This window comes from Actinopolymorpha sp. B11F2, assembly GCF_040195635.1.
Lineage (GTDB): Bacteria > Actinomycetota > Actinomycetes > Propionibacteriales > Actinopolymorphaceae > Thermasporomyces.
Window position 1 is genome coordinate 115207 of sequence record NZ_JBEFTX010000016.1, and the last position, 15411, is coordinate 130617.

General features: G+C 68.0%; 13 protein-coding genes. 5 read left to right on the plus strand and 8 right to left on the minus strand.

All coding sequences use genetic code 11. The annotated features are described in order from the left end of the window. Positions 1–91 precede the first annotated feature (91 nt). Complete coding sequence (locus ABN034_RS25620; protein WP_349693530.1) at positions 92–1369, plus strand: acyltransferase family protein; 1278 nt, start codon at positions 92–94, stop codon at positions 1367–1369. A gap of 19 nt (positions 1370–1388) precedes the next feature. On the opposite strand, the gene fahA is transcribed toward ABN034_RS25620, so the two are convergent. Both fahA and ABN034_RS25630 read right to left on the minus strand, forming a co-directional pair. After that, the gene (fahA, locus tag ABN034_RS25625) at positions 1389–2645 is read right to left on the minus strand and encodes a fumarylacetoacetase (RefSeq protein WP_349693531.1); all 1257 of its coding nucleotides are present in this window, start codon (positions 2643–2645) and stop codon (positions 1389–1391) included. A 40-nt stretch (positions 2646–2685) separates the two neighbouring features. Next, positions 2686–2922 carry a type 2 periplasmic-binding domain-containing protein gene (locus tag ABN034_RS25630; RefSeq protein WP_349693532.1) on the minus strand — a complete coding sequence of 79 codons (237 nt, stop codon included), beginning with the start codon at positions 2920–2922 and terminating at the stop codon, positions 2686–2688. A 516-nt stretch (positions 2923–3438) separates the two neighbouring features. On the opposite strand from ABN034_RS25630, the gene ABN034_RS25635 reads away from it, so the two are divergent. Both ABN034_RS25635 and ABN034_RS25640 read left to right on the plus strand, forming a co-directional pair. Beyond that, positions 3439–4965, plus strand: coding sequence for an MFS transporter (locus tag ABN034_RS25635; RefSeq protein ID WP_349693533.1), 1527 nt, complete (start codon positions 3439–3441; stop codon positions 4963–4965). A gap of 263 nt (positions 4966–5228) precedes the next feature. Beyond that, positions 5229–6434 carry a homogentisate 1,2-dioxygenase gene (locus tag ABN034_RS25640; RefSeq protein ID WP_349693534.1) on the plus strand — a complete coding sequence of 402 codons (1206 nt, stop codon included), beginning with the start codon at positions 5229–5231 and terminating at the stop codon, positions 6432–6434. A gap of 7 nt (positions 6435–6441) precedes the next feature. On the opposite strand, the gene ABN034_RS25645 is transcribed toward ABN034_RS25640, so the two are convergent. Further along, entirely contained in the window at positions 6442–7404 is a 963-nt protein-coding gene (locus ABN034_RS25645) for a lysylphosphatidylglycerol synthase domain-containing protein (protein WP_349693535.1), read from the minus strand. 45 nt (positions 7405–7449) lie between these two features. Between ABN034_RS25645 and ABN034_RS25650 the strand changes: the two genes are divergently transcribed. Next, the gene (locus ABN034_RS25650) at positions 7450–8580 is read left to right on the plus strand and encodes a glycosyltransferase (RefSeq protein ID WP_349693536.1); all 1131 of its coding nucleotides are present in this window, start codon (positions 7450–7452) and stop codon (positions 8578–8580) included. Next, positions 8577–9320, plus strand: coding sequence for a class I SAM-dependent methyltransferase (locus ABN034_RS25655; protein WP_349327227.1), 744 nt, complete (start codon positions 8577–8579; stop codon positions 9318–9320). Before ABN034_RS25650 ends, ABN034_RS25655 begins: the two co-directional genes overlap by 4 nt. A gap of 35 nt (positions 9321–9355) precedes the next feature. Here ABN034_RS25655 and ABN034_RS25660 read toward each other — a convergent pair whose 3' ends face one another. The 5 genes from ABN034_RS25660 to ABN034_RS25680 form a co-directional block, all read right to left on the minus strand. Continuing rightward, positions 9356–10414 (minus strand): ABC transporter ATP-binding protein, encoded by a 1059-nt coding sequence (locus ABN034_RS25660; RefSeq protein ID WP_349693537.1) that lies wholly within the window; start codon positions 10412–10414, stop codon positions 9356–9358. Beyond that, positions 10407–11456, minus strand: a complete 1050-nt coding sequence (locus ABN034_RS25665) for an ABC transporter ATP-binding protein (RefSeq protein WP_349693538.1) — start codon at positions 11454–11456, stop codon at positions 10407–10409. Before ABN034_RS25665 ends, ABN034_RS25660 begins: the two co-directional genes overlap by 8 nt. Next, a complete protein-coding gene (locus ABN034_RS25670) occupies positions 11456–12433 on the minus strand; it encodes an ABC transporter permease (RefSeq protein ID WP_349693539.1) in 978 nt (325 codons plus the stop codon). Before ABN034_RS25670 ends, ABN034_RS25665 begins: the two co-directional genes overlap by 1 nt. Further along, positions 12426–13349, minus strand: coding sequence for an ABC transporter permease (locus tag ABN034_RS25675; protein WP_349327233.1), 924 nt, complete (start codon positions 13347–13349; stop codon positions 12426–12428). Before ABN034_RS25675 ends, ABN034_RS25670 begins: the two co-directional genes overlap by 8 nt. 147 nt (positions 13350–13496) lie before the next feature. Next, the gene (locus ABN034_RS25680) at positions 13497–15173 is read right to left on the minus strand and encodes a peptide ABC transporter substrate-binding protein (protein WP_349693540.1); all 1677 of its coding nucleotides are present in this window, start codon (positions 15171–15173) and stop codon (positions 13497–13499) included. Between the last annotated feature and the right edge of the window lie 238 nt (positions 15174–15411).

A 15411-nucleotide genomic window follows, 5' to 3' on the forward strand; every position in this document is an offset into this window, starting at 1 on the left:
CTGCGGTAGCGGGAATCCCCGGGTGACCCCGGCACGCTTTCGGGGGCGTTCCGGATGGGAGCGGCGGTGAATTCTTCCTAGCGTCGCTGGTATGACCGATGTCGTCGCGGATCAGCCCGCTGCCGCGCCGGCTCCGCAACCACAGCCGCCCCAACGTTCGTGGCGTGGGGAGTCGTTCCGCGCCCGGATCGCTGCCGCGACACCGCCCAAGCGTGACCGGGCCATCGACGGTTTGCGCGCCCTGGCGACTCTCGGCGTGATCGTCGGCCACTGGCTGGTGGGCGCGCTGGTGGTCCAGCCGGACGGCGCGTTGCAGATCTCGAGTCCGCTGCAGACCCTCGGCTGGCTCGGCCCGGCTAGTTGGATCCTGCAGATGCTCGGCCTGTTCTTCCTGGTCGGCGGCTATTCGGCAGTCGCGAGCCAGGCGCGCGCGCAGTCGCGCGGCGAGTCCTATCGCGGCTGGATGCTGCGGCGGTTCGTCCGGCTCGGACGTCCCGTGGTGGCGGCCATTTCGGTGTCGGCGGCGTGTCTCCTGGTGCTCGGCGCGGTCGGGGTACCCACCGGGACGCTGCGTACCTGGGTCGTACTCCTGGTCCAGCCGTTCTGGTTCGTCCTCGTCTACGCGGCCCTGACGGCGTTGACCAGGTACGCCGTCGCCGCCGACCGCCGTCTGGGCGCGTGGGCGGCACTCCCGCTCTTCGCCATCGTCGCGGCCGGCGACCTGCTGCGTTACGGACCGTGGCAGGACGCGGTGCCAAGCTGGGTCGGCCTGGTGAACCTGTTGCCTGGTTGGCTCTTCGCCTATCAGCTCGGCGTTTCCTGGGCGCGCGGACGCCTCGTGCGACATGGCTGGTGGCTGCTCCTCGGTGGCGGGACAGTGGCGTTCGCGGTGCTGGTTCTTGCGTTCGACTATCCGCTCAGCATGGTGGGCGTCCCCGGTGCCGAACGGACGAACTCCCATCCACCGTCGTTGCTTGTGCCCGCACTTGCCGCAATCCAGTCCGGGGCGGCGATCGCGTTGCACGGATGGCTCAACCGGCTTTTGCGGGCGCCTGGGCTCTGGGCCGGGGTCGCGGTCGTCAACCTCGCGGCCATGACGATCTTCTGCTGGCACCAGGTGCCGATGGTGCTCGTGTCCATGGGTGGGGCGGTGAGCGGCGAGATTCCGGGGTTGACCGCGGCGCCTGAGGATCTGGGATGGGTGCTGGCGCGGCTCGCCTGGATCCCGGTGATGGCGGTCCTCCTCGCCGGAATCGCTCTGCTGACAAGGAGATTCGAGGGACCATGGGGCGGGCTCGCTCGCGGCTACCGGCTGCTGGCCGCGATCCTGGCCGTCGTGTTCGCGGGTTTCGCCGTCGCGTTGTACTGACGCGTCCACCCGGCAGGTGTCAGGTCTGTGCGCCGCCAGGCGGGCTGACGCGATATGCCGGTGCCGTTGCCGGACAGACGGTTCCGGTCACCTCACCGAACCCGAGCCGCTGGGTCTCGCCCGCTGGTGCGGTCGCTTCGATCGTGACCGTGTCGCCGTCGAGGAGGAACGTCCGCTGCGATCCGTCCGCCAGCGTGACCGGTCGCGTGCCTCCGTCGGTCAGTTCGATGAGGGAGCCGCAGGTGTCCTCACGCGGGCCGGAGACCGTGCCGGACGCGAAGAGATCGCCGGTACGCAAGGCAGCGCCGTTGGCGGTGAGGTGGGCGAGCTTCTGGCCGGGCGTCCAGTACATGTCGGCGTAGCGGGGCCGGGACAGGACCGTCCCGTTGAGGCTGACGGTGAGCTCGAGGTCGAGGCCGAAGTCATGCGTTCCACGGAGGTAGGCCAGCGGTTCGGGAACCTGGGTCGGTGGCGTGAACATGGCGGGTTCGAGCGCGTCGAGGGGGACGACCCAGGGCGAGATCGATGTCAGGAAGGACTTGCCGAGGAACGGTCCCAACGGTCGCGCCTCCCACGCCTGCAGGTCGCGAGCGGACCAGTCGTTGACGAGGACGACGCCGAAGACGTGGTCGCGTACGTCGTCGACACTCACCTGGCTGCCCGGCTCGGTCGGCGTACCGATCACGAACCCCACCTCGGCCTCGATGTCCAGCCGGCTGGTGGGACCGAACTCGGGCGCGGCGGCGTCGGCGGGGCGGAACTGCCCGGACGGGCGCCGCACCGGAGTGCCCGAGACGACGACCGTGCCGGCCCGGCCGTGGTAGCCGACCGGCAGATGCTTCCAGTTGGGGTTGAGCGGCGGTTCACCCGGCCGGAGGATCTGGCCAAGACGGGTGGCGTGGTGTTCGGAGGCGTAGAAGTCGACGAAGTCGGCCACTGTGAACGGCATGTGCAGGCGTACCTGGTCGCGGGGAACCAGTTCGGGTTCGACGAGGGGGCGGTGGCTCTCGTCGGTCAGGCGTTCGGTCAGCCAGTGTCGGACCGCGCGCCACGCGCGGCGACCGAGGGCCATGAAAGGGTTGAGCGTCGGCTCCTGGAACACGCTCGCGAAGTCCGCTCCCTCGCTCGCCGCGAGCGGTGCGAGGTCGAGTACGTAGCGGCCGATGGCCACGCAGACCCGTGGGTCCTCCTCGCCGTGGGAGAAGACGCCGTAGGGGAGGTTCTCCACCGGGAACGGCGAACCGTGGGCGACCGGGACCCAGCTCGAGAGCGACACGGGTCAATCCTGCAGGAACCCGCATCCTCGCAGGGTCGAATCACCGGGAGGTCGCGTACCCGGAACCCTGGTGGGCGCCGTCGTGGGAGGCGGCGACGCACGCCGCCGCCCGCACCAGCGTGGCGAGGGCCCGAGACCGGCTGCCCTCCGGCCATGCCAGGACGAGCGTGGTTGGCTCGGCGTCGATGACGGGCACGTGGACAAGGTCGTGGCGCAGATGGTCGCGTACGGACTCGGGCAGGGCCGCGATCACCTGGCCCAGCGCGATGAGCTGCATCAACTGGCCCCGTCCCGGAGCTCTGGTAGACCGGCGTCGGTTTCGTCAGGTGCGCCACGGACCTGAACAAGGACCTCGACTTCGTACCGCCGCGTACGGCCGCACAGGGAGCGGCGATCGCGGTCAAGCTGGCAACACTCGGGAACGACGGCCCGACGGGTGGGTTCTTCAGCGACGACAGGGCGGCGGCCTGGTAGACCGGCCGGTGATCATGAGTCCGACCATGAAGGAACCCGGCCATGATCATGATCCAACCGCCGCGGCGAAGCGATCGGCGAGGTAGCCGAACCATGATCATGAACCGATCGGCGAGGTGACCGAACCATGATCATGAACCGATCGATGAAGGGAAACCGGGCCATGCGCACGCAGATCCTTCATGATCACGATCATGATCACCGAGGGCCGGCGGCACCGGAGGGCTGACGAGGCCGGCGGGGGACAGGGGCGCGCGGATCCAGGCCTATCCGGGCCTCGACGGGTGGTCCAGGCCGAGGATGCTGGTTGGATGTGCGCGTGACGAGCGCTGGCCAGACCTCCCGGCTCCGGGGGACTGCAGGGCACCGCGTCTACAGCGTCGTCGTCTTCCTCATTCTTGCCTCCGTCGACAACGTGGCAGCCGTGCTCGTTCCACCCCTCTACAGCCCGATCGCGCGGGACTTCGGCGTCCGCGAGGGTGCGGTTGGGTTCGTGACGGCGATCTGCTTCCTGGTCGCCGCGATCGCCGCCGTGGCCTGGGCGTACGCCGGCGACCGGACGCAACGCAAACCGGTCCTCATGATCGGCACGCTCGTCTGGGCGGCAGGAACGGCCGGGACGGCCCTGTCCGGCAGCTTCCTCGGCTTCTTCGCCGCCCAGGTGGTCGCCGCGGTGGGCATCGGTGCGGTCGCGTCGGTCGGATTCTCGGTCGTCAGCGACCTGATCGCGCCCCGACGGCGAGGCTTGGTGATGAGCTTCTGGGGGCTCTCCCAGGGGGTCGGCACCCTCCTCGGGACCCTGCTCTCCGGCGTCCTCGGTGCATACGACTGGCGGCGACCCTTCTGGGTGCTGACCGTCGCCGGCGTCGTCGCCACGGTCGCGTATCTGTTCACCTACGACGTACGCCGTGGCCAGAGCGAGCCGGAGCTGGCAGCGATCTTCGCCGCCGGTAAGGAGTATCCCCACCGGATCGGTCTCGCGGAGGTACCCCGCATCCTGGTCCGGCGGACCAACCTCTGGTTGGTGATGCAGGGCTTCACGGCGCAGTTCGTGTTCGGGTCGCTGGTGTGGTTGCCGCGGCTGTTCCAGGCGAAGGCCGAGGCGGAGGGATACGCGGAGTCGACCGCGATCGTCATCGGCGCGCTGTTTGCGACCCTGTTCCAGTTCGGTGCGGTCCTGTCGATCGTCGGCGGTCTGATCGGTGACCGGCTGCAGCGGCGTACGTTGCGTGGGCGGGCCCTCGTCGCCACGGTCGGCATTCTCGGTGGCATCCCGTTCTATGTCGTGCTGTTCTTCCTTCCCCTGCGGGTCGATGTCGTGGCAGGGGGCGGCACCAGCGACATCGTCGCGGCTGTGCTGAGGAGCGTCGTGAGTGAGCCGACCGTCGGGATCAGCTTCCTGGTGGCCTTCCTCGCGCTCGCCCTGACCTCGGCGAACGCCCCGAACTGGTACGCCCTGCTCGTCGACGTCAACCCGCCCGAGCACCGCGGGACGGTGTTCAGCACGGGCAACCTCGTCAACGGCGCCGGGCGCGCGCTCGGCAACGGGCTCGTCGGACTCGTGTTCCGGGCCTTGCAGGTGTCGTTCCCGCCGCCGCTGAACTACGCGCTGGGGCTCGCGGCGTTCCAGCTCTTCTTCCTACCCACCGGTCTGATGTACTGGCTCGCCTCCCGCAGTTCGCCTGGAGACATCGAGTCGGTACGCACGACCCTCCGGGCACGCGCGGACGCCGGTGCCGTGGCGGCTCAGCCGGCGGACATGGGCCAGCCGGCGGACATGGGCCAGCCGGCGGACATGGGCCGGCCGGCGGACACCGCCCAGGGAGGCGGGCGCCCGACACCCTGAGATCCGGCGTTGCGTCCGTGAATGACCACGTTGAGCATGCCTGTGGTCCGACACCAGGTATCCACACATGGTCCGGGTCCCACAGGCATGCTCAACGTGGTCATTCGTGTCATCTCAAACCTGGATGCCTGCACGGGAAAATCGGCGGCCGGATTCGTGCTGCCGACCGTCCGGAGTCGGGCGTACGGTCAAAGACACGCCAGTTCGGGGGCCTCTGGCCGCGCGGCCGCCGCCCGCCCGTGGAGGATGGTGAGGAGTACGACATGCCCTACTACCGCAGCGTCGGCGACGTTCCGCCCAAGCGCCACACGCAGTTCCGGCAGCCCGACGGCACCCTCTACCGCGAGGAGCTGATGGGGGAGGAGGGCTTCTCCTCCGACTCGTCGCTGCTCTACCACTCCGGCGTGCCCTCCGCGATCGTGGACGCCCAGGTGTGGGAGCCCGGAGACCTCGCGACCCAGCCGAACCATCCCCTGACCCCGCGGCATCTGAAGCTGCACGGGCTGTTCGAGAACCAGGACTGGAAGGCGTACGACCCGGTGACCGGCCGTCGGTTGCTGCTCGGCAACGCCGATGTCCGGATCTCCTACGTCTGGGCCGGCGAGGAGTCTCCGCTGTACCGCAACGCCGTCGGGGACGAGTGCGTCTACGTCGAGGCGGGGGCAGCCCGCGTCGAGACCGTGTTCGGCGTGCTCGACGCGCGGCAGGGCGACTACGTGATGATCCCTCGGGCGATGACACACCGGTGGATCCCGCAGGGCGACGCACCACTTCAGGCGTACTGCATCGAGGCCAACTCCCACATCGGCCCCCCGGCGAAGTACCTCTCCCGCTACGGGCAGTTCCTCGAGCACGCGCCCTACTGCGAGCGGGACCTGCACGGCCCGGCCGAGCCGTACGTCCAGACGGGCACGGATGTCGAGGTCCTGGTCAAGCACCGCGGGCCTGGTCCGGCGGGCGTCGTGGGCACCCGGATGGTCTACGCCACGCACCCGTTCGACGTGGTGGGCTGGGACGGCTGCCTGTATCCGTACACGTTCAACGTCGAGGACTTCGAGCCGATCACCGGGCGGGTGCACCAGCCGCCACCGGTTCACCAGGTGTGGGCGGGGACGAATTTCGTGGTGTGCACGTTCTGCCCGCGCAAAGTCGACTACCACCCGCTGGCGATCCCGGTGCCCTACTACCACTCGAACGTCGACAGCGACGAGGTGATGTTCTACGTCGGCGGGGACTACGGCGCCCGCAAGGGGTCGGGCATCGGGCTCGGCTCGATCTCGCTGCACCCGGGCGGATACGCGCACGGCCCGCAGCCTGCGGCGATCGAGGCGGCGCTGGGGGTCCAGGAGGTCGACGAGTTGGCCGTCATGGTCGACACGTTCCGGCCCCTCGAGCTGGGTGAAGCGGGTCTCGCGAGCGACGACGGGGTGTACGCCTGGACCTGGGCCGGCCGCCGTGCCGACACCTGATCACCGGTCAGCGGACGGGGGCCTCGTCGACCGGCGGGCGGATCGTCCGCATCGACAGCGTGCCGGCACCGGCCAGGAGCAGGTCGGCCACCGTGATCAGCACCCGCGACGCGAGCGCGACCACGATCGCGTCGGCTCGGTCGAGCACGGGCAGCAGGATCGCCACCAGCGCCACCTCCCGGACGCCCAGCCCGGCCGGTGTGATCACCCCGAGGTAGCCGATGCACCAGGCCAGAGCGAATCCGCCGATCGCGAGCGGCGCCAGGGCCGCCGGATCCGCACCGAGGGCCACACCCAGGATCCACACGTGCAGCCCGTAGATCAGCCACTGCGTCACGCCGGCGGCCGCCGCGCGCGCCGAGACCGCGAGCGTCAGGGGCGTCTCCAGCGGGGGCCGCTTGACCAGCCGCAGCAGCCGGTCGAGCAGGGGGTTGAGCACCTTCGGATAGAGCAGGACGACGACCAGCGGTGTCAGCGCGAACGCCCACCGGAACGCCGGTGGCGCCGTCCCACCCGCCAGCGGCAGCGTGCCGGTCGCGACGACCAGCCCGCTGGCGAACGTGTACAGCATCAGTAGAACGAAAACCGTCACGGAGCGTCGTCGCGGCACCCCGTGGTCGCGCCCGAGCTCCATCTGCGCGACCATCGGCCACACAGTCCCCGGGATGTACTTGCCGAGCTGACCGACATAGAGCACCCGCGCCGCCACCCGGTACGGCAGCGGTGAGCCGAGGCCGGCCAGCAGCAGGCGCCACAGCACCATGCTGGTGAACAGCGACGCGAGGACCACCAGGAGCGCGGCGCCCAGCACCGGAGGGTGTAGCTGGACCATCGCCTGGTTGATCCCGTCCCACTCGCGGGCGATCGCCACCACGCCGAGTGCCGCAGCCACGACGACGAACCCGACCCGCAGCGCGCGACTGGAAAGTACGCGGAGGACGGCTGTAGTTATCGATCGGTACGCCAACACGTTACGGAAGCGTACGGTACGCAGGGCAACGCGCTGTTACGCTCCATGTCCGTGCGGGTGTTGGTCTTCGGAACATATGACGTACGCAGCCATCCGCGGGTGGGAATTCTCGCCGATGGCCTGCGGCGTCGTGGCCTCGACGTGGCCGAGTGCAATGTGCCGCTCGGGCTCGACACCGCTGAGCGCGTCGAGATCCTCAAGCGGCCCGCGCTGCTGCCGACTCTGCTGGTCAGGCTCGTGCGCTGCTGGTACGCCCTGGCTCGCCGGGCCCGCCGGCAGCCGCGCCCTGACGTGGTGCTGGTCGGGTATCTCGGTCATTTCGACGTCCTGCTGGCCAAGCTGTTGTTCAGGCGTACGCCCATTGTTCTTGATCATTTGATCTTCGCCGCTGACACCGCCCGTGACCGGGGTGAGACAGGTGGCATCAAGCAGGCCCTGTTGCGGGGCGTCGACCGGATGGCGCTCCGATCGGCCGACGTGATCGTCGTCGACACCGAGGAGCACCGCGAGCTCGTGCCGGACCGACATCGCGCCCGGGCGGTCGTGGCCGCCGTGGGCGCCGCCGACGAGTGGTTCGAGGTGGCACGCCCGGCGGACGAGGTCAGCCAGGACCGGCTGCGGGTGGTGTTCTTCGGCGTCTACACGCCGTTGCACGGCGCGCCGGTGATCGGCCACGCGCTGACCGAACTCGCCGGTGAGTCGATCGACGTCACCATGATCGGATCCGGGCAGGACGACGCGGAGACTCGCGCAGCCGCCCGGGCCAACGACCGGGTGACCTGGGTGGACTGGGTGGCCCCTGACGAGCTCCCGAAGGTCGTCGCCGACCACGACGTCTGCCTGGGCGTGTTCGGCACGACCATGAAGGCGTTGAACGTCGTACCCAACAAGGTCTTCCAGGGAGCCGCTGCCGGCTGCGCCGTCGTGACATCGGGCACCTCTCCCCAGCGGAGGACCCTCGGCACCGCCGCCCTTTTCGTACCACCTGGCGACTCGGCGGCACTGGCCTCGGCGCTACGCCGGCTCGCCTGGGACAGTAGGTACCTCACCCGGATGCGCACCGCCGCTGCCCGGCTGGCCGTGGAGCGTTTCGCACCCGACCAGATCGTCGGACCCCTCCTTGACCACCTCCAGGATCATCTCCACACAGTGACGAAAGCGCGGGACTCATCGTGACCTTGCCTCCTCTCAGCCCGAACGCCTGGCTGCGCTGGGACCTCGTTTCCCGGCTCCTGCCCGAAGGTGCGTACGCCGCGCTGGAAGTGGGCTGCGGGCAGGGTGGCTTCGGCGCCAGGCTGGCCCAGCGGTACCGCTACGTCGGGCTCGAGCCTGACCCCGAGTCCTACCGCGTGGCGTGCGAACGGCTCGCGGCCGCCGGCGGAGACGGTGAGGTACGCAACGGCGACCTGTCAGCGCTGCGCCTGGAGGAGACCTTCGACGTGGTGTGTGCGTTCGAGGTGATCGAGCACATCGAGCACGACGACAAGGCACTGGCCGAGTGGGCGGGCCGGCTGCGCCCCGGTGGGTGGATGGTGCTGAGCACACCGGCCTTCCAGCACCGGTTCGGTCCGGCTGACGTCATGGCCGGACACTTCCGGCGGTACGACCCAGCGATCATGGCCCGGCTCCTGCGCGAGACCGGGTTGGAGAACGTCGAGATCCACCAGTTCGGCGGGCCACTCGGCTACGTGCTCGAGGCCGGCCGCAACCAGATCGGTAAGCGACGGGTCGCCGCGCAGGCGAGAGCGGACGCGTCGATGGCCGACAAGACCAGTGGCAGCGGCCGGCTGCTCCAGCCGAAGTCGGGCGTGCAGGCGGCCACCACGAAGTTCGGGACGCTGCCCTTCCGGTGGCTGCAGCGCCGGTTCCCCGGGCACGGGCCGGGTCTGGTGGCGCGGGCGCAACTTCCGGCCTAGGCCCTTGGGCCTGACCCGTTCGCCAGGGTCGACGCTCAGCTGGAGGTGGGGGTGTGCACGATCTCGAGGCTCTCGGCGAAGTAGCAGGCGGACGGATGGCCCTGGCCCCGGTCGATGAGTGCGGGGACCTCACTGGCGCAGATGTCCTGAGCCTTCCAGCAGCGCGTACGAAACCGGCAGCCGGAGGGCGGGTTGGCCGGCGACGGCACGTCTCCGGTCAGGACGATCCGTTCCTTGGCGCCACGCAGGCCCGGGTCACGTACCGGCACCGCTGACAACAATGCCTGCGTGTACGGATGCGCCGGCTGGTCATAGACCTCGGCGTGACTACCCGACTCCACGATCCGGCCCAGGTACATCACGGCCACCCGGTCACTCAGGTGACGCACGACCGAAAGGTCGTGGGCGATGAAGAGGTACGACAGCGCGAAGTCGTCCTGCAGGTCCTCGAGCAGGTTCATCACCTGCGCCTGCACCGAGACATCCAGGGCGGACACCGGTTCGTCACAGACGATGACCTTCGGCCGCAACGCCAGAGCGCGCGCCACGCCGATGCGCTGGCGCTGACCGCCGGAGAACTGGTGCGGGTAGCGATTGGCATAGTCCGGGTTCAACCCGACGCGCTCGAGCAGCTCCCGCACCTGGCGCGGCCGGTCCTTGGACGGAACCACATCGGGATGGATCTCCCACGGCTCGGCCACGATGTTCCCGACGGTCATCCGCGGGTTCAGCGACGTGTAGGGGTCCTGGAAGACGATCTGTACCTGCCGGCGATAGCGCCGCAGCTGGCGATTGTTCATGGCGGCGACGTCTTGTCCCTCGAAGAGGATCTGGCCGGATGTCGGCCGCTCCAAGGCCATGACGAGCTTGGCAACCGTGGACTTCCCGCAGCCCGACTCGCCAACAAGGCCCACTGTCTCGCCGGGGTGGAGTTCCAACGAGACACCATCGACCGCCTGGACCTGGCCGATCGTCCGATGGAACACGATGCCCTGGGTCAGCGGGAAGTGCTTGACCAGATCCTTGATCACCAGAACCGGCTCGGCACCCGGAGAGCCGTGGCGCGCCTCGGAGCCCTGTGGTTGATCAGGCACGGTGGAGCTCCTCGCTGTAGTGGCACGCGCTCGCCCGGCCCAGACCGAACTCCCGCAGCGTCGGGACATCCACCCGGCAGTCGCGTCCCTCCTGGGCCGCGGCGTCGAACCTCGCATGGGGGCAACGCGGGTGGAACGCACAGCCAGGAGGTATCGCGGCGAGGTTCGGTGGCTGGCCGCTGATCGGATGCAACCGGACGCCCTTGGACTCGGCGTGCGGGACCGACGCCATCAAGCCGTTGGTGTACGGATGGGTGGGCGAGGTGAACACCTCGTCGATCGTCCCCGACTCGACGATCTTGCCGGCGTACATGACGACCACGCGGTCGGCGACCTCGTTGACCACCCCGAGGTCGTGGGTGATCAGGATCAGGCCCATTCCCGTCTCTGTCTGGAGGTCGCTCAGCAGCTCCATGATCTGGGCCTGCACTGTGACGTCCAGCGCGGTCGTCGGCTCGTCGGCGATCAGGATCTCCGGACCCAGCGCGAGTGCCATCGCGATCATGACGCGTTGCCGCATCCCGCCGGAGAACTGGTGGGGGTAGTCGTTGACCCGATCCCGGGCTGCCGGAATCCGGACGCGCTCCATGAGCTCGATGGCCCGGGCCTTGGCCTCCTTCCGGGACGTCCCCACGTGCGCGGTGTACATCTCCGCGATCTGGTGGCCCACCGTGAAGACCGGATTCAGTGCCGACAGCGCGTCCTGGAAGATCATGGCCATGCCCGGACCGCGGACCAGCCGTTGTTGCTCGGCGGTCATGGACAGCATGTCGTTGCCGTGAAACCTGATCGAGCCGCCCGTGACGAATCCGGGTGGCGTGTCCAGGATGCCCATGACCGCCTGGACGTTGACGCTCTTGCCTGAGCCGGACTCTCCCAGGATGGCGAGGGTCTCGCCTTGGCTGACCTCGTAGCTGATGCCGTTGACCGCTTGGACCACGCCGTACGGAGTTCGGAACTCGACGTGCAGGTCGTCGACTTCGAGGACCGGCGTGTTCGGGGGTCCGGCCGCGAAGTGGGAGGTGATCGTCGTCTCAGTCATCAGCGCAGCTTCGGGTCGAGGGCGTCACGGAGTGCGTCTCCCATCAAGATGAACGAAAGAACGGTCAATGACAGGAACAAGCTCGGGAAGAAGACCAGGAAGCCCGAGTCCCGTATTCGCTGCAGTCCGGAGTTGATCTGCAGACCCCAGGAGATCTCAGGAAGCTTCAGGCCGATACCGATGAACGACAGCGTCGCCTCCGCGGCGATGATCAGGCCGACGGTGATCGTCGCGTACACGAGTACGGGTGCCACGGCGTTCGGCAGGATGTGGCGCACCAGTATCCGCCACGTGGACGCTCCAAGGGCCCGCGCCGCCTGCACGTAGTCTGCGTCCTTGACCGACACGATGGTCGCGCGTACCAGCCGCATCGGGTTCATCCAGGCGAAGAGCATGATCGCAAGTGACACCTGAACGATGCCGCGGTCACGAAGGGCCGACAGCAGCACGACCGTGGCTCCGAGAATCAGTGGCAGTCCGTAGAAGACGTCGGTGATCCGGGCCAGCAGTGCATCGAGCCAGCCGCCGTAGTAACCCGCCAACGACCCGATCACCACACCGATGAGGAGAATCCCGAGGGTGGTGAAGAATCCCACCGCCATCGAGACTCGTGCGCCGTAGACGACGTTGGCGAAATAGTCGCGCCCCTGGATGTCGTATCCGAACCATGCTTCGCTGCTGGGTGGCTTCGTCGACAACGAGAGGTCGGCCGCGCGCGGGTCGGCGTCGGTGAACAGCCCGGGCGCGATCGCCATGACCGCAAAGACCACGAACAGCCCGGCGCCCAGCAGAAACACCGGGTTGCGACGCAGCTGCCGCCACGCGTCTGACCACAGGGTCGCCTGGCGTAGCTCGCCGCCGGCCTGGGCCACCGTCGTGTCGGCCGCCTTCTGGTCCTGGACGGCTCCAGCCCCGGTGAAGGGATGGGCTCCGCCGAGGTCCGGTGCCGTTTCTCGGGCTGGCGCTTGCTCAGTCATAGCGGATCCTCGGATCGATGACGGCGTACAGGATGTCGACGATCAGGTTGAAGAAGATGTAGAAGAACACGAAGATCGTGACGATGCCGACGACGACGAAGCCCTCCTGTCGTTGGACGGACTCGAAGACAGCACGGCCCAGGCCCGGAATGTTGAAGACCGTCTCCGTCACGATCGCGCCCGCCAGCAGACTCCCCAGGTCGGCGCCGATGAACGTCACGACCGGAATCAGGCTGTTTCGCAGCGTGTGTTTGCCGACGACGACGGACGGTTTGAGTCCCTTGGCACGCGCGGTGCGGACGTAGTCCTGGCGGAGATTCTCCGCCAGGCTGGTGCGGGTCAACCGCGCGATGTACGCGAGCGAGGTGGAGGCGAGGACCACCCCGGGGAGGATGTAGCTGAGGAGACCTTCGTTGAGTCCGGCGATCGGCAGCCAGCCCAGCCGCAGCCCGAAGATCGACTGCCCCAGGAATCCCAGCACGAAGACGGGGATCGACACGGCGATGGTCGTCGACACGAGGACCAGGTTGTCCATGTAGGACCCCCGGCGAATGCCGGCCAGGATGCCGGCGATGAGCCCGATGACGACCTCGACGACAAGGGCAACGATCGCCAGACGTACGGTGATCGGCAGCCGCTGGGTGATCGTGTCGAGCACCGGCCGGCCGGCGAAGTCCTGGCCGAGATCGCCCTGGAACAACCCGATGACGTACTTGCCGTACTGCACCAGAAGTGGGTCGCCGAGGTTGTACTCGTCCTGAATGGCCGCGCGGGTCGCATCCGAGATCGGCCGGTCACCGCCGAGGGCGCGGATCGGGTCACCCGGTAGCGCGTACACCATCCAGAAGATCAGCAGCGACGCGCCGATCAACACCGGGACGGTCATCAGGATCCGGCGCGCGATGTAGTGGCCCATGTCCCTTCCTCACCTGTCTCTACCGGCGAAGCGGTCGTTGGGGTGCACCGCGGACAGTGGGGCGTTCGACGCCCGGGCAGACTGTACGTGCCCGGGCGTCGAACACCACCGCGGTACACCCCAACGACCGTTGTCCACGGAGCTGGGCTACTGCTTGACCGTCACCTGCGCCAGCTCGATCCGGCCGAAGGCGTTGAAGACCACGTTGTCCACCTTCTCCGAATGCACGAGCTGGTTCTTGCCGTAGAAGAGCGGAGCCTGCGGCATGTCCTCGCACAGGATCTTTTCCGCGTCCTGGTAGGCCGCGATCGCCTGCTCCGGTGTTCCGGCGGAGTCGCCCTCGGCCACGAGCGCGTCGAACTCCTCGTTGGCGTAGTACGTGTCGTTGGACCCGGCCGGAGGCTGGGCCGCCTCGGTGAAGATCGGCGCAAGGAAGTTCTGGATGTGTGGATAGTCCATGATCCAGCCGGCGCGGTAGGGGCCGGTGATCTTCTTGCTGTCCCGCAGCGGAAGGTACTCCGCGAAGTCGAGACTCTCGAGCTTGTAGTCGACGATGCCGAGGTTGTCCTTCAGCTGGTTACCGACGGCTTCCATCCACTCCTCGTGCCCCGCACCGGAGTTGAACCACAACGAGACCGGCTTGCTCGTGTCGAAGCCCGACTCGGAAAGGAGTGCCTTGGCCTTCTCGGGGTTGAACTCCGTGGTCTCGGCACACGCGTTGTCGTTGTATCCCTCGACCACAGGGGACGCGAAGGAGTGTGCCGGAAGACGGGAGCCGAGGAAGATCGACTTCGTGATGGCGTCACGGTCGATCGCCATGGAGAACGCCTGCCGTACGCGCACGTCCGCGAATCGCTTGTCGTAGAGCGGGAACGCGAGCGGCGTCATGTCGCCACGCGGGCCTTCGACCCAGCGCTCACCGAACTCGTCGGGGCCGCTGCTCAATGCGCTCTGTGGCAGCGTGTCGCTGATGTCGAGGTTGCCTGCTTGGACATCGGTGTAGCCGGTGTTCGCGTCGGCGTAGACGCGTAGCTCCACCCGGTCCGCCTGCGCCTTGTCCTGGCCGGCGTAGTCCTTGTACTTGTCGAGCGTGATGCCGACGCCTGGCTCGAACGGTTCGTTCGCCATCCACGGGCCGTTGCCGACCGGCTGCTTGCCGAACGCCTCGGGGTCGTCGAAGAAGACCTTGGGGAGCGGGAAGAACGCGGTGTATCCCAGCGTCGTCGGGAAGATCGAGAACGCCCCGGAGAGCTTGACCGTGAACGTCAGGTCGTCAACCACCTGCAGCCCGGACAGCTTCTCCGACTCCGGCTCCTTGACGACCTTCGTCACGTTGCCGTCGTCGTCGGTCTCGACCTCGCCCTGCGTGGCGTCGTAGCCGTCGATGTTGGCGAAGAAGTAGGAGTTGCCCGCGCCGTTGGGGCCGTAGGCGTTCCAGTTCCAGGCGTCGACGAACGACTGGGCGTCCACCGGCGTCCCGTCGTGGAACGTCCAGCCCTCATTCAACGTGATGGTCCACGTCTGTTGGTCGTCGGACTCGATCGACTTGGCGACCCCGGTGAACTCGGGCTCGTTGGTCTTGGCGTCGTACTGGACGAGTCCGGTCCACAGCGAGTCGACGACCTGGCCGCCCTCGGTTTCGTTGGTGTTGCCGGGAATCAGCGGGTTCTCGGGCTCGCCGATGTAGCTACTGAACTCGCCCCCCGTGGATGCGGCGCCACCGCCACCCCCGCCACCCTCGTCGTCCGGACCACCACACGCGGATAAAGCAAGCGCGAGCGCCGCGACAGTCGCGACCGCTGCCTGACGTGCGGGGATGTGCATAGACCCCTCCTGCATGAATTCCCTCGGGCACCCTGACCGTGGCTTTTGTAGGCGTTGCCCCGGGGTTTAACAACCTGTGAGGGCTGACCAGCCCATTCCGCAACCAAGTTGTGACGTCATGGCTGACGGAGGGCAACGTCGCGGGACAGCAGTTCACCAAGCGTGTCGAGGGCATTGCCATCGATGCTCTGCGGAACGGAGGTGTTCTGTGCGGCCCGGACGACGGGCGGCTCAAGCG